The organism is Mitsuaria sp. MSU3D (assembly GCF_056867975.1).
This window is the reverse complement of sequence record NZ_CP200314.1, coordinates 4,609,901-4,630,928: the sequence shown is the minus strand read 5'-3', so window position 1 is coordinate 4,630,928 and position 21,028 is coordinate 4,609,901. Positions and strand designations below refer to the sequence as shown.

19 protein-coding genes are annotated in these 21,028 nt (G+C 68.9%); 9 read left to right on the top strand and 10 right to left on the bottom strand.

The annotated features are described in order from the left end of the window. The first annotated feature begins 102 nt into the window (after window positions 1–102). Window positions 103–1,119 (top strand): LysR family transcriptional regulator, encoded by a 1,017-nt coding sequence (locus AC1VNM_RS20330; protein ID WP_377159391.1) that lies wholly within the window; start codon window positions 103–105, stop codon window positions 1,117–1,119. A 36-nt stretch (window positions 1,120–1,155) separates the two neighbouring features. Here the strand turns inward: AC1VNM_RS20330 and AC1VNM_RS20325 are convergent, their stop codons facing one another. After that, entirely contained in the window at window positions 1,156–2,319 is a 1,164-nt protein-coding gene (locus AC1VNM_RS20325) for an aminoglycoside phosphotransferase family protein (protein WP_483108094.1), read from the bottom strand. Between the two features lie 170 nt (window positions 2,320–2,489). Between AC1VNM_RS20325 and AC1VNM_RS20320 the strand changes: the two genes are divergently transcribed. Genes AC1VNM_RS20320 through rsmA form a run of 3 tightly spaced genes read left to right on the top strand, consistent with a single transcriptional unit; the run spans window position 2,490 to window position 7,107 of the window. Then, the gene (locus AC1VNM_RS20320) at window positions 2,490–4,901 is read left to right on the top strand and encodes an LPS-assembly protein LptD (RefSeq protein ID WP_483108093.1); all 2,412 of its coding nucleotides are present in this window, start codon (window positions 2,490–2,492) and stop codon (window positions 4,899–4,901) included. A 10-nt stretch (window positions 4,902–4,911) separates the two neighbouring features. Next, window positions 4,912–6,315: a peptidylprolyl isomerase gene (locus AC1VNM_RS20315; RefSeq protein ID WP_483108092.1), complete on the top strand. Its 1,404-nt coding sequence runs from the start codon at window positions 4,912–4,914 to the stop codon at window positions 6,313–6,315. Window positions 6,316–6,333: 18 nt separating this feature from the next. After that, window positions 6,334–7,107, top strand: coding sequence for a 16S rRNA (adenine(1518)-N(6)/adenine(1519)-N(6))-dimethyltransferase RsmA (gene rsmA / locus AC1VNM_RS20310; protein WP_483108091.1), 774 nt, complete (start codon window positions 6,334–6,336; stop codon window positions 7,105–7,107). Between the two features lie 121 nt (window positions 7,108–7,228). Here the strand turns inward: rsmA and AC1VNM_RS20305 are convergent, their stop codons facing one another. The 3 genes from AC1VNM_RS20305 to AC1VNM_RS20295 all read right to left on the bottom strand — a co-directional run bounded on the left by AC1VNM_RS20305 (window position 7,229) and on the right by AC1VNM_RS20295 (window position 10,538). After that, on the bottom strand, window positions 7,229–7,351 hold the full coding sequence (locus AC1VNM_RS20305; RefSeq protein ID WP_377159398.1) for a hypothetical protein: 123 nt from the start codon (window positions 7,349–7,351) through the stop codon (window positions 7,229–7,231). A gap of 41 nt (window positions 7,352–7,392) precedes the next feature. Then, the gene (locus tag AC1VNM_RS20300) at window positions 7,393–7,788 is read right to left on the bottom strand and encodes a barstar family protein (RefSeq protein WP_377159400.1); all 396 of its coding nucleotides are present in this window, start codon (window positions 7,786–7,788) and stop codon (window positions 7,393–7,395) included. A 452-nt stretch (window positions 7,789–8,240) separates the two neighbouring features. After that, window positions 8,241–10,538, bottom strand: coding sequence for an NADP-dependent malic enzyme (locus tag AC1VNM_RS20295; RefSeq protein WP_483108090.1), 2,298 nt, complete (start codon window positions 10,536–10,538; stop codon window positions 8,241–8,243). A gap of 299 nt (window positions 10,539–10,837) precedes the next feature. Between AC1VNM_RS20295 and AC1VNM_RS20290 the strand changes: the two genes are divergently transcribed. The 5 genes from AC1VNM_RS20290 to AC1VNM_RS20270 are packed head-to-tail and all read left to right on the top strand — an operon-like array spanning window position 10,838 to window position 15,661. Continuing rightward, entirely contained in the window at window positions 10,838–12,958 is a 2,121-nt protein-coding gene (locus tag AC1VNM_RS20290) for a two-component system sensor histidine kinase NtrB (RefSeq protein ID WP_483108089.1), read from the top strand. Continuing rightward, window positions 12,955–13,611: a response regulator transcription factor gene (locus tag AC1VNM_RS20285; protein ID WP_377159404.1), complete on the top strand. Its 657-nt coding sequence runs from the start codon at window positions 12,955–12,957 to the stop codon at window positions 13,609–13,611. The genes AC1VNM_RS20290 and AC1VNM_RS20285 overlap by 4 nt, the downstream gene beginning before the upstream one ends. Before the next feature lie 46 nt (window positions 13,612–13,657). Further along, window positions 13,658–14,632: a thiamine-phosphate kinase gene (thiL, locus tag AC1VNM_RS20280; RefSeq protein ID WP_483109311.1), complete on the top strand. Its 975-nt coding sequence runs from the start codon at window positions 13,658–13,660 to the stop codon at window positions 14,630–14,632. Next, a complete protein-coding gene (locus tag AC1VNM_RS20275) occupies window positions 14,629–15,150 on the top strand; it encodes a phosphatidylglycerophosphatase A family protein (RefSeq protein WP_377159406.1) in 522 nt (173 codons plus the stop codon). Before thiL ends, AC1VNM_RS20275 begins: the two co-directional genes overlap by 4 nt. Window positions 15,151–15,160: 10 nt before the next feature. After that, window positions 15,161–15,661 carry a CinA family protein gene (locus AC1VNM_RS20270; protein WP_067281115.1) on the top strand — a complete coding sequence of 167 codons (501 nt, stop codon included), beginning with the start codon at window positions 15,161–15,163 and terminating at the stop codon, window positions 15,659–15,661. 16 nt (window positions 15,662–15,677) lie between these two features. On the opposite strand, the gene AC1VNM_RS20265 is transcribed toward AC1VNM_RS20270, so the two are convergent. The 6 genes from AC1VNM_RS20265 to AC1VNM_RS20240 form a co-directional block, all read right to left on the bottom strand. Then, window positions 15,678–15,977, bottom strand: coding sequence for a type II toxin-antitoxin system RelE/ParE family toxin (locus AC1VNM_RS20265; RefSeq protein WP_483108088.1), 300 nt, complete (start codon window positions 15,975–15,977; stop codon window positions 15,678–15,680). Continuing rightward, window positions 15,974–16,234, bottom strand: a complete 261-nt coding sequence (locus AC1VNM_RS20260) for a ribbon-helix-helix domain-containing protein (protein ID WP_483108087.1) — start codon at window positions 16,232–16,234, stop codon at window positions 15,974–15,976. Before AC1VNM_RS20260 ends, AC1VNM_RS20265 begins: the two co-directional genes overlap by 4 nt. 141 nt (window positions 16,235–16,375) lie before the next feature. Then, entirely contained in the window at window positions 16,376–18,790 is a 2,415-nt protein-coding gene (locus tag AC1VNM_RS20255) for a putative bifunctional diguanylate cyclase/phosphodiesterase (RefSeq protein WP_483108086.1), read from the bottom strand. A gap of 7 nt (window positions 18,791–18,797) precedes the next feature. Next, window positions 18,798–19,412 carry a methylamine utilization protein gene (locus AC1VNM_RS20250; RefSeq protein WP_483108085.1) on the bottom strand — a complete coding sequence of 205 codons (615 nt, stop codon included), beginning with the start codon at window positions 19,410–19,412 and terminating at the stop codon, window positions 18,798–18,800. Between the two features lie 26 nt (window positions 19,413–19,438). Beyond that, window positions 19,439–20,506, bottom strand: a complete 1,068-nt coding sequence (gene holA / locus AC1VNM_RS20245; protein WP_483108084.1) for a DNA polymerase III subunit delta — start codon at window positions 20,504–20,506, stop codon at window positions 19,439–19,441. 19 nt (window positions 20,507–20,525) lie between these two features. After that, window positions 20,526–21,026, bottom strand: a complete 501-nt coding sequence (locus tag AC1VNM_RS20240; RefSeq protein WP_377159415.1) for an LPS-assembly lipoprotein LptE — start codon at window positions 21,024–21,026, stop codon at window positions 20,526–20,528. Window positions 21,027–21,028: the final 2 nt, after the last annotated feature.

Sequence of the window (21,028 nt, the reverse complement as noted above, 5' to 3'; positions counted from 1 at the left end):
CCCTGTAGGCGGCCCCGCGGACCGCGGGTCGCCATGGTCCGCTGATCGACACGCACAGAGAGGCGGCCCGCGGCGACGCGGCGTCCGCCCGAAGGAGACGGGATGGATCAGGTCAAGGCGATGCGGGTCTTCACCCGCGTGATCGACGAGGGCAGCCTCGCCGGCGCCGCGCGGGCCATGGACCTGGCGCCCGCCGTGGTCACGCGGCTGGTGGCGGACCTCGAAGAGCACCTCGGGGCGCGGCTGCTGAACCGCACGACGCGGCGGCTGTCGCTGACCGACGTCGGCGAGGGCTACCTCGAACGCTGCCGCCGCATCCTCAGCGACATCGAGGAGGCCGAGGCGCTCGCCTCCGCCGCGACCAACGAGCCGCGTGGCACGCTGCGCGTCCTGATCCCGCCGGCCATCGCGATCCATCAGCTGGCGCGGCACATGGCACGCTTTCATGCGCTGTACCCGCTGGTCAGCGTCGAGCTGGTCGCGCCGGGGCCCGTCGACACGCTCGACGAGAGCTTCGACATCACCGTCATCTCCACGCGCAGCCCGCTGCAGGGCGACTTCATCGCCCGCAAGCTGGCGCGCACCGAGGTGATCCTGTGCGCGTCGCCCGAGTACCTGGGCCGGCGCGGCAAGCCGCAGCATCCGTCCGACCTCAAGCAGCACGACGTCATGCTGCCGCCGATCCATGAGCTGACCCGCGGCGTGACCTTCGAGCGCTGCGGCGCGGACGGCCTCACCACCGAGAGCTTCTTCGCGATCCCCAGCCGGCCGGTGATGACGACCTCCTCGGTCGACACCAAGTACGCCTGCGCGCTGCACGGGCTGGGCGTGGCGGGGCTGCCGTCCTTCGTCGTCGGCGACGCGCTGATGGAAGGGGCGCTCGAGCGCGTGCTGCCGCAGTGGCGCATCTACAGCTACCAGCTGTGGGCCGCGATGCCGACCCGCAAGTTCGTCCCGGCGCGCACCCGCGCGTTCATGGACTTCCTCGTCGAGATCTTCGGCGGGAAGGACGAGGATCCGTGGCTCACCGCCGCGGGATGCCCGTCGTATCGGGCGGCGCAGGAGTTCCTGGCCGCGCAGGCCGCCAAGGCCGCCGCCACGCCCGCCGAGGGCGACTGAGGCAGCGCGGGCGCCCGGCCGCGCTGCTTAGACGCCTCAGCGCAAGCTGAAACCGACCTGCGTGTACTGCGGCTGGAGATCTTCGATCAGGCGCAGCAGCGGCGACAGCTCGATGTAGCGCGTCGCCGTCTTCACCACGTAGGCGTAGAAGCGCGGCAGGTCTTCCGCGTAATGCGGCTTGCCGTCGCGGTGCTTGAGCCGGCAGAAGATGCCCATGATCTTCAGCTGCCGCTGCAGCACGGTCCATTCGAGGCGGCGCCAGAACAGGCCGAAGTCCAGCGCCATCTCGTGCGGGTCCTCGCCGTTCGGGTCCAGGCCGAAGAGGCCGGCGCGCTTCGCGCCTTCCCAGTAGCGCACCGCCCAGTCGAGCTCCTCGGCCTCCTCCCAGGAGATGAACGCGTCGCGCATCAGCGAGGCGATGTCGTAGGTGACCGGGCCCATCACCGCGTCCTGGAAATCGAGGATGCCGGGCGTGGCGAAGGACGCGGTGCCGGCGGCACTGGCAGTGTCGGAGGCGGTTCCCGCCGGACAGACCATCAGGTTGCGCGGCATGTAGTCGCGGTGCATCGGCACGCGCGGCTGCGCCAGCACGTTGGCCGACAGCAGCGCCACGGTGCGGTCCCAGTAGCCGCGCTGCTTGTCGTTCCAGGTCTTGCCGTGGTGGGCCTGGACGCACCAGTCGACGAAGATCTGCAGCTCGCGGCGCACGAAGGCGTCGTCGAACAGCGGGAGCGCGCCGTCGGCGCGGGCCGCGTCGCTGGTCTGCCAGCGCAGCAGCGCGGCGGTGGCGTCGCGCATCAGCACGCGGGGCGTTTCCGAGTCGCCGGCGCGCTGCGCGGTGAGCAGCGCGTCCAGGTAGGACGCGGTGCCGAGGTCTTCCATCAGCGCGAAGCCGAGCCCGGCATCGTGCGCGAGCATCTCCGGCACATGCAGGCCGCGTTCGGCCATCAGGGCGCCGACCTTGACGAAACTCGCCACCTGATTCGGCGAGGCCGGATCGTCCATGACGATCCGCGTGCCGCCGTCCGCCGTGGCGATGCGCAGGTAGCGGCGGAAGCCCGCGTCGCTGCTGGCCGCGGCGAGCGTCTCCTCGCGCAGCCCGTGCGTCGCCACGAGGGGCGCCAGCCAGCGATGGAATCGGGCGGCACGGTCGGCATCGGGCCAGAGCGGGGACGATGCGTGCGGGGCGGAAGGGGTCATCGGCGGGAGAAGCAGAAGGGCCGCTGCGCGAGCGGCCCCGGGGTCGGTGACAAGGCGCTCCGGCGGTCCTGCCGGCTTGCGAGCCTCGTGGATAATGATTCTACAAACCCCGGGCAGCGCGGCGCGACCGACGCGCGGCCGCCTGACCTCTGCAAGACGCTGCCCGCCTGATGCGCCCACCGGTTTCCCGTCCCCGTCCGATCTCGCTGGCCGCCGCCCTGGCGGTCGCGTTGCCCGCGTTCTCCGCGGCTTCCGCGCAAGCGCAGGAGTCCGCCGGCCAGCCGCTGATCCTCAAGTCGGTCAAGCAGTTGCACCAGACCAAGCGCAAGGACGCCCGTCCCGCGATGGCCCTGAGCGCCGACCGCATCACCAGCGACATGGACCAGACCTCCACCGCCGAGGGCGACGTCCAGCTGCGTTACGGCGGCATGCTGCTGAGGTCGAAGACGCTGCGCTACGACTACCCGCAGGACCTGGCCACGGCCGAGGGCGAGGTCGAGCTCAGCCAGAACGGCGCCGTGCTGCGCGGACCGAAACTGGAACTCTTCGTCGACAAGTTCGAAGGCCAGCTCGAGAGCCCGACCTACTTCTTCGCCGCGACCGGCGGCAGCGGCAGCGCGCGTGCGATCCACTTCCTCGGCGACCAGCGCATGCGGGCCGACGAGGCCACCTACTCGACCTGCCCGGTGTCGGAGAAGGGGGAAAAGGACGCCGCCGATGCCGCCAGCGGAAAGGGCAAGCGCGACTGGGAACTGGTCACCAGCAGCCTGAACCTGGACTTCGATGCCGGCGAGGGCGTCGCCAAGGACGCCGTGGTGCGTTTCCTCGGCGTGCCCATCCTGGCCGCGCCGTCGCTGAGCTTCCCGCTCGGCGACCAGCCCAAGTCCGGCCTGCTGCCGCCCAACGTCAACATCGACAACCGCAGCGGCGTCGAGTACAGCCAGCCCTTCTACTGGAGCATCGCCCCCAACCGCGACGCGACGATCACGCCCTTCGTGATGACGCGCCGCGGTCCCGGTGTCGACACCCAGTTCCGCTACCTGGAGCCGGGCCACCGCGGCCAGATCGACTACGCGCTGCTGCCGCACGACCGGGTCACCGGCATCTCGCGCTGGGACCTGCGCCTGAACGCCGACGGCGACGTGATGCCGAACTGGACCTACAACGTCCATACCGAGCGCGTCTCCGACGACAACTACTGGAAGGACCTGCGCAGCCGCATGCTGTCGCAGACGCCGCGCCTGCTGTCGACGGACCTGCGCACGCAGCGCGACTTCAGCTTCAACTGGGGCGAGATGCAGACCTACGCGCGGGTCCAGAAGTGGCAGCCCCTGCAGGTCGCGCAGGTCGAGGACCAGTTCGCCTCGCCATACCAGCGTTCGCCGCAGATCGGCGTGCGGCTGCAGACCGGTGCGGACGAATCCGTGCTGGCTGGTTACCTGCCCACCGGCCGCCGCGCGCGGCTCGAGGGCGGCCTGGAGCTCGAGTACAACCGCTTCGACCTGCCCGGCGGCGCGCTGGGCTCGCAGACGCAGACCGGCGAACGGGTGCACCTGCTCGGCCACGTCAGCCTGCCCTTCAGCGGCGCGGCGTGGTGGCTGATCCCGAAGATGTCGATCAACGCGGCGAGCTACAACCTCGACCAGGCGATCGACGTGACCGGCCGGCGCTCGATCGGCCGCACCATCCCGACCTTCAGCGTCGACCATGGCTGGATCCTGGAGCGCAATACCTCGCTGTTCGGCCAGGCGATGCGCCAGACGCTGGAGCCGCGCCTGCTGTACGTCAACACGCCGTACCGCGACCAGAGCGCGATGCCCAACTTCGACGCGGCGCCGCGGGACTACAACTTCGATTCGGTCTTCGCGGAGAACCAGTTCTCCGGCGTCGACCGCGTCAACGACGCCAACATGCTGGCCTTCGGCGCGACCACGCGCTGGATCGAGGACGAGCGCGGCGAGGAGCAGCTGCGCCTGGGCATGGTCCAGCGCTACCTGTTCCGCAACCAGCAGATCACGCCAGACGGCAGCCCGCAGACGCACCGCCTGTCCGACGTGGTGCTGCTGGCCTCGGCGCACTTGAACCAGGCCTGGTGGACCGACAGCACGCTGCAGCTGAACTCCGCCGACGGCAAGGTCGAGCGGACCGTGCTGCGGCTGCGTTATTCGCCGGGCCCGTTCCGGACCGTCAGCGCGTCCTATCGCCTGGCCCGCGGGCAGAGCGAGCAGGTCGAGCTGGCCTGGCAATGGCCGCTGTTCGGACCCGACCGCAAGTCGGTCGCCGGCGGACCCGGCTGCGCCGGCGCCTGGTACGGCGCGGGCCGCCTGCAGTACAGCATGCGCGACAAGCGCTTCACCGATTCCGTCATCGGCGCCGAGTACGACTCCGGCTGCTGGATCCTGCGCGTCGGCGCGGAACGCCAGGCCACCGGCCGCGCGGAGACCAACACCCGACTGATCCTCCAATTGGAGCTGGTCGGCCTGTCGCCGCTCGGTTCCAATGCCCTGAAAGTGTTGAGAGACAATATTCCGGGTTACCGTTCGCTGAGCTCCGAGCGCTCGGCTTTTGGCACATATGACTGAACTGCGTTCGATGCGACATCTCAAGCCGGTGGCGGCCACCCTCCTGTCCCTGATCGCCGCCCTGGCCGGCTCGGCATCCTCGGCGCAGACGACGCGCGCTCCAAGCCCTGCGACCGCGGCTTCCGCGCCTGCCGCGGCGGCGTCCGCGCCGGCGGTCAACCGCCCCGTGGTCGAACAACGGCAACTCAAGCCGGGCGACTACATCGCGGTGATCGTCAACACGGACATCGTGGCGGCGTCGGAAGTGATCCAGCGCACCGAGCGCGCCCGTGAGGAAGCCCGCCAGCGCGGCCAGACCGTCACCAACGAGCTGCTGCACAAGCAGGCGGTGGACAGCCTGGTCGATGAACGCGTGGTCGTGACCTACGCCCGCGAGAACGGCCCGCGCGTGGACGAGCCGGAACTCGACCGTGTCGTCGCCAACGTCGCCACCCAGAACAAGCTGACCTTGCCCGAGCTGCGCCAGCGCCTGGCCGCCGAAGGCATCGACTTCAAGCGTTTCCGCGAGAACCTGCGCGACCAGATGCTGAGCGAACGTGTCCGCGAACGCGAGGTGCAAGGTCGCATCCGCATCACGGACGGCGACATCGACAAGTACCTGGAAGAGCGCCAGGCTGCGTTGCAGGGCCGCGCACAGCTGAACATCGCGCAGATCCTGGTGCCGGTGCCGGACGGCCTGGGCGTGGCGGGCGTGGCCGAGCGCAAGGCGCGTGCCGACGCGGCGCTGGCGCGCATCCAGGCCGGTGAGGACTTCGCCAAGGTCGCCCGCGAGGTGTCGGAAGACGCCAACAAGAACCGCGGCGGCGAGATCGGCCTTCGCGCCGCGGACAAGCTGCCCGACGTCTTCGTCGACGCGGTCAAGGACCTGAAGGACGGCGAAGTGCGGTCGCAGCCGCTGCGCTCCGAGGCCGGCTTCCACGTGCTGAAGCTGATCGAGCGCCAGACCGGCAAGGCCTCGATCAACGTGGTCGTGCAGACCCGCGCGCGCCACATCCTGCTGCGTCCGTCCGAGCAACTGAGCCCCGAGCAGGCCACCCGCCGGCTGGTCGAGTTCAAGCGTGCGATCGAGTCCGGCCGCGCGACCTTCGAGCAACTGGCCCGCGCCAACTCGGAAGACGGCAGCGCGCAGGAAGGCGGCGACCTGGGCTGGGTCTCGCCGGGCGGCTTCGTGCCCGAGTTCGAGCAGGCCATGGACGCGTTGCCGCTCAAGGGCATCTCGGACCCGGTGCCGTCGCGTTTCGGCATCCACCTGATCCAGGTGATGGAGCGCCGCGACGTGGTGCTCGACACGAAGCAGCTGCGCGAGCAGGCCCGCAATGCGCTGCGCGAGCGCAAGTACGACGACGCCTACAACGACTGGATGAAGGAAATGCGCGCCCGCGCCTTCATCGAGACGCGCGAGTGGCTGGACTGAGCGGCCGGGACTGAGTTCATGGGACATGTCGCGCGCAAGCGCTTCGGCCAGCACTTCCTGACCGACAAGGCCATCATCGATGGCATCGTCGATGCGATCGCGCCCGGCGAGGACCAGGCCATGGTCGAGATCGGCCCGGGCCTGGGCGCGATGACGCTGCCGTTGCTGCAGCGCCTGCCGGCGTCCAGCCGGCCGTTGACCGTCATCGAGCTCGACCGCGATCTCGCCGCCCGCATGCGCAAGCGTAGCGACGTGACGGTCATCGAGTCCGACGTGCTGAAGGTCGACTTCGCCGCGCTGGCCGCCGAGCGCGGCCGCAAGCTGAAGGTCGTCGGCAACCTGCCGTACAACATCTCTTCGCCGATCCTGTTCCACCTGCTGGGTTTCGTGGACCATGTGGTCGACCAGACCTTCATGCTGCAGAAGGAAGTCGTCGACCGCATGGCCGCCAGCCCGGGCGGCAAGGACTATGGCCGACTGAGCGTCATGCTGCAGTGGCGTTACGACGTCGAGGCGCTGTTCGACGTGCCGCCGGAAGCCTTCGATCCGCCACCGCGGGTCGACTCCGCGATCGTGCGCATGGTGCCGCTGTCGACGCCGGCCCAGATCGACGAGGCGCTGCTGAGCGAGCTGGTCGCGTCGGCCTTCTCGCAGCGCCGCAAGCTGCTGCGGCATTCGCTCGGCAAGTGGCTGGAAGCCCGCGGCTTCCAGGGCGAGTTCAACCTGCAGCGCCGCGCCGAGGAAGTGCCGGTGGCGGAGTTCGTCGCGCTGGCGCTGGCTGTCCAGGGCTGAGCCCGTCGCGACTCCACGCGATTCCACGCGGTTCGTGCGATTCGATGGCTCAAACAAAAAGGCCTTCCGTCGCCGGAAGGCCTTCTGCATCGGACCCGAGGGTCAGTCGTTCTTCAATCCATCACGCGGCGCTGAGCCACATGGACGTATCGAAGGCACTGCACATCATCGGCATGTTCATGCCGAAGTTCGGATTCGGATTCGCCTTGGTGCTCTTGAGCACCGGCTTCGCTTCGGGGGCCACCTCAGTCGCCCGCTCCCATGACCCTTGTTCTTGGGAGCGGGCTACTGAAAAGAATAGAAACACCGGAATGAGACTTTCCGCTCGGCCCAGAAATCGGCCGCCTCGCGGAAGACGTCGAGCAACTGCTCGCGCGCCTCACGGTCGAACTTCGCATGGTCCGGCAACTGGTCCAGCACCACGACGAAACCCGGTTGCGTGCCCGACTTGTGGACCAGATTGGTCATGCAGTCGTACAGCGCTTCCATGTTCTTCCCGAAGTGAGCCGGGAACAGGAAATTGCTGGCAATCAATTCCAGCACGTCCTGTTTGGTCTCCGCTGGAGCCAGGTCGGCGTACAGGAAGTGTTGGCCGGCGTCCTGCGCGGCCTGCATCAAGTCCTCGACCCGGTAGGCTCTGATCGCCTGCACGATGTTGGGACGGACTGTCTGCAAAAGCATTGTCGCGTTCCTCCTAGATGGGGTTCCGAGTTCATGTCCAACCCTCGCCGTGGCCCCGGACAGAACCCGCTGGGGAGCCTGCGATCGTCGGTGGCATGGGTGGGGTCAGAGAGGGTTAACCCTGAACTCTGAAACCGAGATGGTACAGAAACGGACCCGAATGCTCAAGCCGGGGGCTCCCTGAATGCCCTAAAAAGCGGCACTGTGAGCGTGCGCACACATTCGGTCTTTACTCAGCCAGCGTTGGTAGTCATCCGCCAGAAATTGACTGGTGAGCCGCTACAAACTTTTTATATAGGCCGGGTCGCAGGTCGGGTTTAAAGGCCCTCTGCGGGCCCCGTCCAGGGGCGTGAAGGTCCCGGCGACCGAATATTCTTCGGTCGCCGGGCGCGCGTCCGGGCAGGGACGCGAGACCGCGCGGGACTGGATTTCCGAAGGAATCCGTCCGGATCTCAACGGGCCGCGTTCGCGTCCGCGACGGTCAGGGCCGTCATGTTCACGATGCGGCGGACGGTGGCGGACGGCGTGAGCACATGGACCGGCTTGGCCGCGCCCAGCAGCACCGGCCCGATGGCGATGCCGCCGCCGGCGGCCGTCTTCAGCAGGTTGTAGCTGATGTTCGCGGCGTCGATGTTGGGCATGACCAGCAGGTTGGCTTCGCCCGTCAGCGTGCTCTTGGAGACCAGCTGGTCGCGGTAGTGCGGGTCGAGCGCGGCGTCGCCGTGCATCTCGCCGTCGGCCTCCAGCCAGGGCGCCTGCTCCTTGATCAGCGCCAGCGCGTCGCGCATCTTGACCGCGGACGGGCAGTTGCTCGAGCCGAAATTGCTGTGCGACAGCAGCGCCGCCTTCGGACGCAGGCCGAAGCGCATCATTTCCTCGGCCGCCATCTGCGTGATCTCGGCGATCTGCTCGGCGGTCGGGTCGTAGTTGACGTGCGTGTCGACCAGCATGACCTGACGGCCCGGCAGGATCAACCCGTTCATGCAGGCGAAGGTCTTGACGCCGGGGCGCTTGCCGATGACCTGGTCGATGTACTGCAGGTGCATCGCGGTATTGCTCCAGGTGCCGCAGAGCATCCCGTCGACTTCCCCCTTGTGCAGCATCATGGCGCCGATCAGCGTCAGGCGGCGGCGCATCTCGATCTTGGCGAGCTGCTGGGTCACGCCCTTGCGCTCGGTCATCTCGAGGTAGGTCTGCCAGTAGTCGCGGTAGCGGTGGTCGAACTCGGTGTTCACCACGTCGTAGTCGCGACCTTCCTGCAGGCGCAGGCCGAAGCGCTCGCAGCGTTGCGCGATGACCTGCGGACGGCCGATCAGCGTCGGGCGGGCGATGCCCTCGTCGATGACGATCTGCACGGCGCGCAGCACGCGTTCCTCTTCGCCTTCGGCGTAAGCCACGCGCTTGTGCTTGGCCTTCTTCGCGATCTGGAAGATCGGCTTCATCGTCGTGCCGGAGGCGTAGACGAAGCTCTGCAACTTCTCCAGGTAGGCCGGCATGTCGGCGATCGGACGCAGCGCGACACCCGAGGCTTCCGCCGCCAGCGCGACCGCCGGAGCGATCTTCATCATCAGGCGCGGGTCGAAGGGCTTCGGGATCAGGTACTCGGGGCCGAAGCTCAGGTTCGCGCCCGCATACGCGGCGGCGACGACTTCGCTCTGCTCCGCCTGCGCGAGCTCGGCGATCGCATGGACGGCGGCGATCTCCATCTCATCGTTGATCGTCGTCGCGCCGCAGTCCAGGGCGCCACGGAAGATGTAGGGGAAGCACAGGACGTTGTTGACCTGGTTCGGATAGTCCGTCCGGCCCGTGGCCATCAGCGCGTCGTTGCGGATCGCGTGGACGTCCTCCGGCTGGATCTCGGGATTCGGGTTGGCCAGGGCGAAGATGATCGGCGTGGCCGCCATCGACGCGACCATGTCCTGCTTGAGCACGCCGCCCGCCGACAGGCCCAGGAAGATGTCCGCGCCGGCGATCACGTCGCGCAGGCTGCGCTGCTCGGTGGGCTGGGCGTAGATGGCCTTGTCCGGATCCATCAGCTCGGTGCGGCCTTCATAGACGACGCCGGCCAGGTCGGTCACCCAGATGTTCTCGCGCGGCAGGCCCAGCTTGACCAGCAGGTTCAGGCAGGCGAGGGCGGCGGCACCGGCGCCCGAGGTCACCAGCTTCACCGACTTGATGTCCTTGCCCGCGACCTTCAGGCCGTTGAGCAGGCCGGCGGCGACCACGATGGCGGTGCCGTGCTGGTCATCGTGGAAGACGGGGATCTTCATCCGCTTGCGCAGCTCGCGCTCGACGTAGAAGCAGTCCGGCGCCTTGATGTCCTCGAGGTTGATGCCGCCGAAGGTGGGCTCCAGCGCGGCGATCACGTCGACCAGCTTGTCGAGGTTGTGCTTCTCGTCGATCTCGAGGTCGAAGACGTCGATGCCGGCGAATTTCTTGAACAGGACGCCCTTGCCTTCCATGACCGGCTTGGAGGCCAGCGGTCCGATGTCGCCCAGGCCCAGCACGGCGGTGCCGTTGGAGATCACCGCGACCAGATTGCCGCGCGAGGTGTAGCGGAACGCGTTGGCGGGGTCGGCGACGATCTCCTCGCACGCGGCGGCCACGCCCGGCGAGTACGCCAGGGCCAGGTCACGCTGGTTGATCAGCTGCTTGGTGGCCGCGATGGCGATCTTCCCGGGGGTCGGGAACTCGTGATATTCGAGAGCGGCCTGGCGCAACTGCGCACGTTTTTCTTCGGACGTGGACATGGGGGACTCTTCTGGTTGAAACCGGTCCGCCGTCGTGGGCCGGGTCGGCGATTGTAGGAGTCCGCCCCGACGGCGGCAGTGCGGACTATGCGTATGCTGCATGTCGGGAGGGCCGCAGGCACATACGCGAAACTGCGCATCGCCAGGGGCCTCCGGCGCGCCATACTGCCTGCCCCGCACGCGCGCGAGACACTTGCCAGGCGCTTGGCGCAGTGCGCCCGGGCGATCCTTTCAATCGCCTTTCACGCTGCGTTCACGCGTCACGTGCCGACTTCCCTTTCGACGCCCCTTCGATCCGCTTGCCTGCTCCGACCATCATGCGGCCCGCCGCTCCCTTCACCCCGTCGGCACCGGGCGCCCGGCCGCGGCGCTGGCGTCGCGCCCTGCTGTGGGGGACGCTGGTCGCGCTGCTGTTGATCGCGCAGTCGCTGCTGCTGTCGCTGACCTTGAGCCACGAAGCGGCGCGCGCCCAGGAGGCGTCGGACCTGGCGGCGGCCGAGGTGACCGCGCGCGCCAAGCAGCTGATCGGTCGCGACCTGCAAGGGCTGCAGGGCCTCATGTGGGCCGAGGACGACGACTGGCGCGGCAACGCCGCGGCGCAGCTGCGCCAGACGCGCGTGCTGCTGCGCATCGAGCTGCGCGACTCCGAGCGCCAGGTCCGTCGCGCGGTCGACTCGCCTTACGCGCCGCCGCTGTTCTCCATCCTGGCACGCGAGCAGCTGCAGATCGAGACCGAACTCGCCTGCATCGCCGCGCTTCGGCAGGGCACGCCGCTGTTCTCGCGCTCGTACTTCGTGCCGGGTCCGGGCGGCGACGGCATGGAGGTCGCCGACCTCTGCCTGCCGCGCGTGCGCGCCGGGGAGCCGCGCTCCTACGTCGTCGCGACGATGGGCCTGCGGCCGCTGCTGGAGGAGTCGATCTCGCAGGACCAGGCGCGCCGCTTCGAGATGTCCTTCGTCGAGGGCGACGGCACGCGCCTGGCGCGCACCGGCCTGACGCGCGGCAGCGGCTTCTACCTGTCGGAGCGTCTGCTCGACCTGCCCGGCCTGAGCCTCCAGCTGCGCGTCGACAACGCGACCGGGCGGCCGCAGCTGATCCCGAACCTGGCGACGGCGCTGGTGCTCGGCCTGTCCATGGCGCTGTTCGCGCTGGTCATCATCCTGGCGCGCGACACCCGCAAGCGCGCGCAAGCGGAACATGCGCTGGCGGAGTCGCTGGCCTTCCGGCAGGCGATGGAGAACTCGCTGATCACCGGCTTGCGTGCGCGCGACCTGGACGGCAACATCAGCTACGTGAATCCGGCGTTCTGCGCGATGGTCGGCTACCCGGCGGAAGAAGTGGTCAACACCGGCCGTCCGCCGCACGCGCCGCCGTACTGGCCGCCCGAATTCACCGATGAATACTGGCGCCGGCACCACGACCGCGAGGCGCGCTGGGAAGCCGGGCTGCCGCCGCGCGAGGGCTTCGAGACGGTCTTCGCCCGCAGCACGGGCGAGCGTTTCCCGGTGATGATCTACGAGGCGCCGCTGCTGAACGCCGAAGGCCAGCAGACCGGCTGGATGAGCGCGGTGCTGGACCTGAGCGCGCAGCGCAAGGTCGAGGAGCTGTCGCGTCAGCAGTCGGACCGGCTGCAGGCGACGGCGCGGCTGGCGACGGTGGGCGAGATGGCCTCGCTGCTGAGCCACGAGCTGAACCAGCCGCTGGCGGCGATCGCGAGCTACGCGACGGCCTCGATCAACCTGATGGTGCGCGAGGCCGACGATCCCCAGACGCCGGCGATGGTGCGCCAGGCCGTGACGCGCATCGCCGAGCAGGCCGAGCGCGCCGGCCGCGTCATCAAGAGCGTGCACGACTTCGTCCGTCGCCGCGAGGCGGCCCGGGAATGGGTGAACGTGGAGCAGCTGCTGGACGCGGTGCTGCCGCTGATCCGGCTGCAGGCGCGCAAGAGCGGCGCGCGCATCGAGATGGACCTGGCCAAGGGCCTGCCGCGCGTGCGCTGCGACCGGACGATGGTCGAGCAGGTGCTGCTGAACCTCACCCGCAATGCGATCCAGGCGATGGACGGTCCGACGCCGCTGGCCGACCGGACGTTGATCATCCAGGTGAAACGGCTGCAGCCGCGCTGGCTGAGCTTCGCCGTGATCGACCGTGGGCCCGGCATTCCGCCGGAAGTGGCGCGCCAGCTGTTCACGCCGTTCTTCACGACCCGGACCGAGGGCATGGGCCTGGGCCTGAGCCTGTGCCGCACGGTCGTGGAGCAGCACGGCGGCGCCATGGATTTCGAAAGCCGCGTCGCGCCCGCGTCGCCGACCGGGACCGAGTTCCGTTTCAGCCTGCCGTGCGAGGATGCGCCTGGTTCGGCCCTGAAGTCCGGGACCGAGCGCTTCCCCGTCACTGGATCTGGAGAGTCGTCCGCATGAAGCCGCAGTCCCTGCCGATGGTCTACCTCGTCGACGACGAGGAAGTGGTGCGCGACGCGCTCGCCTGGCTGCTGCGCTCGCGGCGGCTGTTGTCCGAAGGCTTCGGCAGCGCCGAGGCCTTCGAGTCGATGCTGGACGGCCTGCCGCGCAGCGGGCGCGACTGGCCGTCGGCGCCGAGCTGCCTGCTGCTGGACGTGCGGATGCCCGGGATGAGCGGCCTGGCGCTGTTCGAGCGGCTCATCGAGCGCGGCCTTTTGGAGACGCTGCCGGTGATCTTCCTGACCGGCCATGGCGACGTGCCGACGGCGGTCGCAGCGGTGAAGCAGGGCGCCTACGACTTCGTCGAGAAGCCCTTCTCGGACAACGCGCTGGTGGACCGCGTCGAGCATGCGCTCGCGCAGAGCGCGGAGGCGATCTCCGCGCGCGACGCGAAGCTGGCCCTGGGCCATCGCGTCGGCGACCTGACCGAGCGCGAACGCGAGGTGATGCAGCTCGTCGTCCAGGGCCTGCCCAACAAGCTGATCGCGGACCAGCTCAACATCAGCGTGCGCACGGTGGAGGTCCATCGCGCGCGGGTCTTCGAGAAGATGGATGTGAAGTCCGCGGTCGAACTGTCCAACCTGCTGCGCGGCGACAATGCCGCCCATGGGTGATTCTTCTGACGCATCGGGTGCGGGCGGGCGCCGGGACGGCCGGCCGCTGGGCGAGTTCGACCTGATCGACCGCTTCTTCGGCCGCGCGGGGCGCGCCGGCCGGACCGAGGGGGGCGCGGTGGCGCTGGGCATCGGCGACGACTGCGCGGTGCTGACGCCGTCGGCGGGCCATCAATGGCTGGTGACGGCGGACATGCTGGTCGAGGGCCGGCACTTCCTGTCGACGGTGTCGCCGCGGCGGCTCGGCCACAAGGCGCTGGCGGTGAACCTCAGCGACCTCGCGGCCTGCGGTGCGACGCCGAAGGCCTTCTTCCTGTCGCTGGCGCTGCCGCGCGTCGACGAGACCTTCCTGGCGGGCTTCGCGCAGGGGCTGTTCGAGCTCGCGGACGCGCATCACATCGTGCTCGCCGGCGGCGACACGACGGCGGGGCCGCTCAACATCAACATCACCGCGATGGGCGAAGTGCCGGCTGGCCAGGCGCTGCTGCGCTCGGGCGCGCAGGTGGGCGACGACGTCTGGGTCAGCGGCACGCTCGGCGATGCGCGGCTGGCGCTGGAGGTGTTCCGGGGGACGCTGTCGCTGAGCGCGGCGCAGTTCGATGAAGCCCGCCTGCGGATGGAAATGCCCGAGCCGCGTGTCGCGCTCGGCCGCGCGCTGCGCGAGATCGCGACGAGCGCCGTGGACGTCTCGGACGGCTTGGCCGGCGACATCGGCCATGTGTTGAAGCGCTCCAACGTCGGCGCGACGCTGCGGCTCGCGGACCTGCCGCGCTCGGCGGTGCTGGGCGCGATGCCGGAGGACATCCAGCAGCTGTGCCTGCTGAGCGGCGGCGACGATTACGAACTTGTCTTCACCGCGCCTGCGGATGGGCGCGAGCGCGTGCTCGATGCGGGGCGCGCGTCCGGCACGCCGGTGTACCGCATCGGTCGCATCGACGAAGAACCCGGCCTGCGCGTCGTCGATGGCGCGGGCCGGCCGCTGCAGGGCTTGCTGCAGAGTTTCGACCACTTCAAATCATGAGCGCGGTGCGTCCGACTTTCGGCTTCATGGCGAGGCACCCCGCGCACTGGATCGCGATGGGTTTCGGCAGCGGCCTGGCGCCGAAGGCGCCGGGCACCGTGGGCACGCTGTGGGGCTGGGCCGCGTTCGCGATCCTGAACCTGTGGCTGACGCCGCTGCTGTGGGGCGTGGTGATTGCCGCGAGCATCCCGATCGGCTGGTGGGCCTCGACGGTCACCGCGCGGAACCTGCGGACCTGCGATCCGGGCTCGGTCGTATGGGACGAGATCGTGGCGATCTGGCTCGTGCTGTGGCTGATCATGCCGGCGGGCTTCTGGTGGCAGCTGGCGGCGTTCGGTGTATTCCGCTTCTTCGACGCGGCGAAGCCGGGGCCGGTGCGCTGGGCCGACGCGCTGTTCAAGATCGAACCCGGACAGCCGGTGACGGTGTGGCAAGGCTTCGGCATCCTGTTCGACGATCTCGTGGCGGCCGGATGTACGCTTGTGGTGTTGGCCGGCGCGAGGGCGTTGCTGCAATGAGGAGATCCCCATGCTGTTTCCCGACGAATCCGAACTGATCGAACGCATCGCCCTGGCGCTGATCCAGCGCAAGGAGCGCATGGGCACCGCGGAGTCCTGCACCGGCGGGCTGATCGCGGCGGCATGCACGAGTCTGGCGGGATCGAGCCAGTGGTTCGAGCGCGGTGTGGTGAGCTACACCAACCAGGCGAAGACGGAACTGCTCGGCGTGCCGGCGGCGCTGATCACCCTGCACGGCGCGGTGAGCGGAGAAGTGGCCGAGCAGATGGCGCGCGGGCTGGTGGCGCACGCGCCGATCGACTGGGCGATCGCGGTGACCGGCGTGGCCGGACCGGGCGGCGGCACCGAGAACAAGCCGGTCGGGACGGTGTGGCTGGCGCTGATGCACGGCCGCCAGCGTGTGCGCGTGTGGAAGGAACACTTCACCGGCGACCGGCATGCGGTGCGCGCGCAGACCGTGCGCGCGGGGCTTGAGGCGCTGTGTGATGCCCTTGAGGACAGAGATTCCTGACAGGCGTCGATCAGGCTCATGCACGGAAGATCCCGAGGACGTCTCGGGACAGATGCAGGATTCTTTGCACGTGGACGAGCTCCGCAATTGCGTCAACGGTATAGAAGATGCCGTAACTGCGATAGGTCCGACGTCGGAGGTCAGGATGCTCGGGAATCCTCGCATAAGGAAATGCTTCGGCCATTGTCTGCAAGCCATGCACTTTCAGGCGAAGTTCAGCGACGAACGAAACAGCTCGTCGAGGATCGTCGCGGGCGATGTAGTCGCCGATGGACTCCAGATCATCTTCCGCCTCCGGCAGGAGGCGGACGATCATTTTCGAGCGGCCTCGGACATGGCCTTGTACTTCGCACTCAGGCGGTCGAAGACCTCATCGGCAGGCTTGCCGCCGCCTGCAGCGGCGATCGCCTTGCCCCGCGTGATGGAGTCCGAAAACTCCTTTAGCTTGGCCTCACGCCACCCCCGCAGCGCCACGCTGTCGCGCAGCACCTGCGTGCGCGACGAGTACTTTCCGCTCTCGATCAGATCCAGCACGATGGCCTCCAGTTCGGGTCCCAAATCTGCGTGAATCATCTCGTTGAGTCCTAAGGAAAGAAATCGCTTCAGAGGGGGAGATCGCATCCCCAATCGGCGGGAGCAAAGTGGAGGAATTGACTCGCAAGAGTGAGTGGGTCACCGATGGCCGACGGTCATCCAAGGCAAGACCTGTCCCCCTCACAACCCCGCCAGAATGGTGTTCGCTCGCGCGTCTCCCAGGTCCGGCGGCTGCCAGCCGCGGAGCCAATCGGCGAACTTCTCCGCCGGCATCGGCCGCGACAGGTAGTAGCCCTGTCCCTGGTCGCAGCCCAGCGTCTGAAGCAGCGTCCATTGCTTGGCCGTCTCCAGCCCCTCGGCCACCACCGTCAGCCCCAGGTTGTGCGCCAGCTCGATCGTCGAGCGCACGATCTTCGCGTCGTCGATGTCGCGCTCCATGTTCATCACGAAGCTGCGGTCGATCTTCAGCTCGTCCACCGACAGCTGCTTCAGATACGCCAGCGACGAGTACCCCGTCCCGAAGTCGTCGATCGACAGCTTGAACCCGAGCGCGTGCAACTGTTCGAGGGTCTGCAGCGCGCGCTGCGGATCGTCCATGATCGCGGACTCGGTGATCTCCAGGCACAGCGCCGGCGGCGGCACGCCCGCCACCAGGTCCGCCACCTTGATCGGCAGGTCCTGGTCCATCAGGTCGCGTGTCGACAGGTTCACGCTGATCGGCAACGCGAGGCCATCCCGTTGCAAGGCCATCCACGCCTGCGCCGAGGCATGCAGCACCCACGCGGTGATCTGGCGGATGAAGCCCGTCTGCTCGGCGAACGGGATGAATTCCATCGGCGGCACCAGGCCGCGCGTCGGATGCTGCCACCGCACCAGCGCCTCCGCGCCCGAGATCTTCTGGCCGTGCAGATCCACCTTCGGCTGCAGGAACAAGCGCAGTTCACCGGCGTCGATCGCATGTCGCAACTCGCTCAGCAGCGACAGCGATTCCTGGCTGGCCGCATCCATGCTCGGTGCATAGACCTCGCAGCCGCTCTGGCCGCGCTTGGCCGCGTGCATCGCCAGCTCCGCGCGTGCCAGCAGCAGCATCGGGTCGCGCCCGTGCTGCGGGTACAGCGCCACGCCCATCCCCGCCGACAGATCCACCGTCTGATCGTCGATGCTCAGGGCCCGTTCGAAGTCGCGCTGGATGCGCTTGCAGATCGCCTCGGCCCGGGTCGCGCCGGCGCCCTCGATCAGCAGCAGGAACTCGTCGCCGCCCACCCGCGCGATCAGGCTCACCTCATCCTTCAACAGGTGCTGCAGCCGATCCGCCACCGCGCGCAGCAGCCGGTCGCCGAAGGGGCGCCCCAGCACGTCGTTGACATGCTTGAAGCGATCCAGGTTCAGCATCAGCAGCGAGAAGCGCACGTCGCTGTCCGCCATCCGTCTCGCGAGGGCCTGCTGGAACTGCTCCCGATTGGGCAGGTCGGTCAGCGGGTCCCAGAAGGCGAGGCGGTTCACCTCTTCCTCGCGCGCCCGGATGCCCTGGCGCATCGCTTCGAAAGCCTCGGCCAGATCGCCGATCTCGTCGCGCGAGGGGCGCTCCACGGGTTGCGCGTAGTCCCCCTGGCCGAGCCGGTGCGCCGCGCTCGCCAGTGCCTTCACCGGGCCGCTGATGCGTCGTGCGGTCAGCACCGCGCCGATCGCGAACAGCACCACCCCGGCCAGGCTGACGCCCAGCAGCATCCATTGCAGACGGCGGTAGGGCGCCACCGCCTCGTCGACCGAGCGCAGCAGCAGTACCGCGACGGTCTTCTCCATGTCGCCGCCGTGTGCCAGAGGCTGCAGGCGTGCCTGGAACTGTTCGCCGTCCAGTTCCAGATGGAAGGTGTGCGTGGCGCGCTCCGCCGTCGCGATCGCCGGCATCGCCTGCACCGCGCGCGCCGTCGCCGCGGGATCCAGCACGCTCGACAGCACCTGCCACTGCCCCGGTGCGGCCTGCGTGAGCAGCACGCCCTGAATGTGAACGATCCGCTTGAGCTCCTCCAGCTGCTCGTTCTTCATCTCGAAGCCGGTGAAGATCCAGCCACCCAGCCCCGCCGCCCGCATGCGCGCGACGACCACCTGATAGGCCTTGCCGTCGAGCAGCAGCAGCTGGCTTTGGGTGCGCCCCTGCTGCTGCCGCGTCACCCCGCGCAGCAGCGGCGCGATCCGGCGTGCGATCGGGTCGGTGGCCGTCACCAACTCGAAGGCGTCGCTGGCATAACCGATGAAGGCGGCGTCGCCGCGCTCGCTCAGGTTGGTGAACACGTCCTGCAGCGTGGCGCGCAGTTCCTCGCCCTGCAGGCCCTGCGCGACCGCCTCGCGCAGGCCGTGGTCGGACTGCAGCAGGTCGGCCACCAGGCCGCGCTGCTCGTTGTCCTCGTCGATCAACTGGATCAGGATGCGCTCGCTGGCCTCGAGCTCCTCGGCCACCGAGGCCCGCGCGTTGCGACCGATGCCTTCGTTGATGAGCGTGAGGTTCAGCACCTGGACCACCAGCAGCAAGGCCAGGAACAACGCGACGATGCGCCCTTCCAGCCGCCGCAGGTTGAGGAAGTCCGGCCAGCGCATCGCGGCGTCAGTCCTTCAGCTCGACCTTCAGCACGCCCGCCGCCCCCGCGCCCACCGTCAAGGGTTGCGCGGTCGGCGCGGCGTTGCCCAGGCGCGTCGCCCACAGGCGCAGGCGGTGATCGCCCGCCGGCAGGTTCAGCCTGACCTCGCCCCTGGCGTCCGTGATGCCGAACACCGGCGTGTCGACGACCACGATGTGCGCGCTCATCCGGTCATGGATGTTGCAGCCCAGTTGCGCCACGCCGGCCTTGTCGAAGACCACCGGCTCCGACGGCGTGCCCGAGTACAGCTTGAGCTCGAACTTCTTCGTCGGCGAGAACGAATAGACGTGGTGCCGGACGGTGTCGAAGTTGGGGAAGTTCACCGCCGTGCCGGTCTGCACCACCAGCAGCTGGGGCTGGAACTGGCGGTCCCGCTGGGACATCTCGGCCGTCACACCGGTCGCGGGCCTGGCCGGCTGGCCCTTCAGTTCGACGGCGACGGCCGCGTTCGGCACCGGTGCGCCACCGGCGTCACGGACCTGGATCGTCCAGTCCGCCGCGTGGGCGGCCGTGGCGCTCATCAGTGCGCCCGCCAGTGCCGCGGCTGCAATCGACGAGAGGGCGGAACGGGAGGGGCTCATCAGCAACGCGAGAGGGAAGACAAGCGTCAACCATAGCGGGTTTTCTGTGCTGGCGGGCGCAGGGCTTGCTCCAGCATCAGGGCCAATCGCCCCAGCGCTTCCCACGGATCGGTGGGCCATTCCGGGTGGCGCAGCCCCTTGACGATGCCGTCGCAGATCTGCGCCGCCACGACCAGCCGCGTCAGCGCCGCGCCGTGCAACTGCGGCACGATGCGTTCGAAGAGGCGCTCCTTCGGCCCCCAGATGCGGGACTCCCGCAAGGCCATCGGCAGCGGCTTGCCCGCGGCCACCGCGTCGTGGACGCGCTTCAGGCCGCGGATGTCCTCGGCCATGGTCCAGTGCACCAGCACCGCGGCCTCGCCCTCGGCCTTCAGGCCGTCGAGCATGCGCAACACCCGACCCACCTTGCCGCTCAGCAAGGCTTCGCTGAGCTTGAAGACATCGAAACGGGCCACGTCGAGAACCGCCGCCTCGATCTGCTGCAGGCTGAGCTCGCCCGCCGGGTGCAGCAGCGCGAGTTTCTGAAGCTCCTGATGCGCGGCGAGCAGGTTGCCCTCGACGCGATCGGCGAAGAATTCCAGCGCGCGCTGGCCGTCCGGGCCGGCCGCCACCGGCTGCCCCTGCTGCTGCAGCCGCCGGGCGATCCAGGCGGGCAGCTCGCGCCGCTCGACCGGGTCGACTTTCACCGACACGCCGGCGCTGTCCAGCGCCGTGAACCAGGCGCTGCTCATCTGGGTCTTGTCCAGGCGCGGCAGCGTCACCAGCGTCAGCACGTCCGGCGGCAAGCCGTCGACATACCGCTGCAGCGCGTCCGAGCCATCCTTGCCCGGCTTGCCGCCGGGGATGCGGATCTCGATGAGCTGCTTGTCGGCGAACAGGCTCATCGCCTGCGACGCCGCGATCACCGAGGCCCAATCGAAGTGCGCGCCGCTGACGATGAAGACCTGACGCTCGCTGTAGCCCTGCTTGCGCGCCTCGGCGCGCAGGATGTCGGCGGCCTCCTGCGCGAGCAGGGGCTCGTCGCCGTGCACGACGTACACCGGCTTGAGCCCCTTCGCCAGGTGGCCGGCGAGCGCTTCGCCCTTGATCTGCATGCGCGCGGTCCGTCCGGGTTCAGTTGGGCAGGTGCACCGCCGCCAGGCGACGCAGCAGCAGGCCCACGGCCTCCACCTGCATCGCCTTCTGCAGCGACGCCTCTTCCTGCTCCTTGGCCAGCGCCGCGCTTTCGCTGTAGTTCATGTCGCGCGTGAGCCGCAGCTCGGTGCGCGGCAGCAGGATGTCCCCGCCCGCCGTGCGCAGCGAGTAGTCCAGCGACAGCCGCAGCTGCCATTCCGTGATCTGCCCGGCCGCGGTCGTCGCCACCGAGGTCTTGTCGCGGATCTCGCGCTCGGCGTCGATGATCACGTCCGCGCGGTTCGGGTCCTCGACCAGGCGCACCGTGCTGCGCTGCACCTGCCGACGCAGTTCCTGCGCCAGCGGCGAATGCGGGATGAAGCCGGTCAGCGCCAGCGTCTTGAAGTGATAGACCGGTTCCTTGCGCAGCTCGAAGCCGCAGCCCGAGAGCAGGGCGGCGGCGGCCAAGGAACCGAACGACAGCAGATCGCGGCGCTTCATGC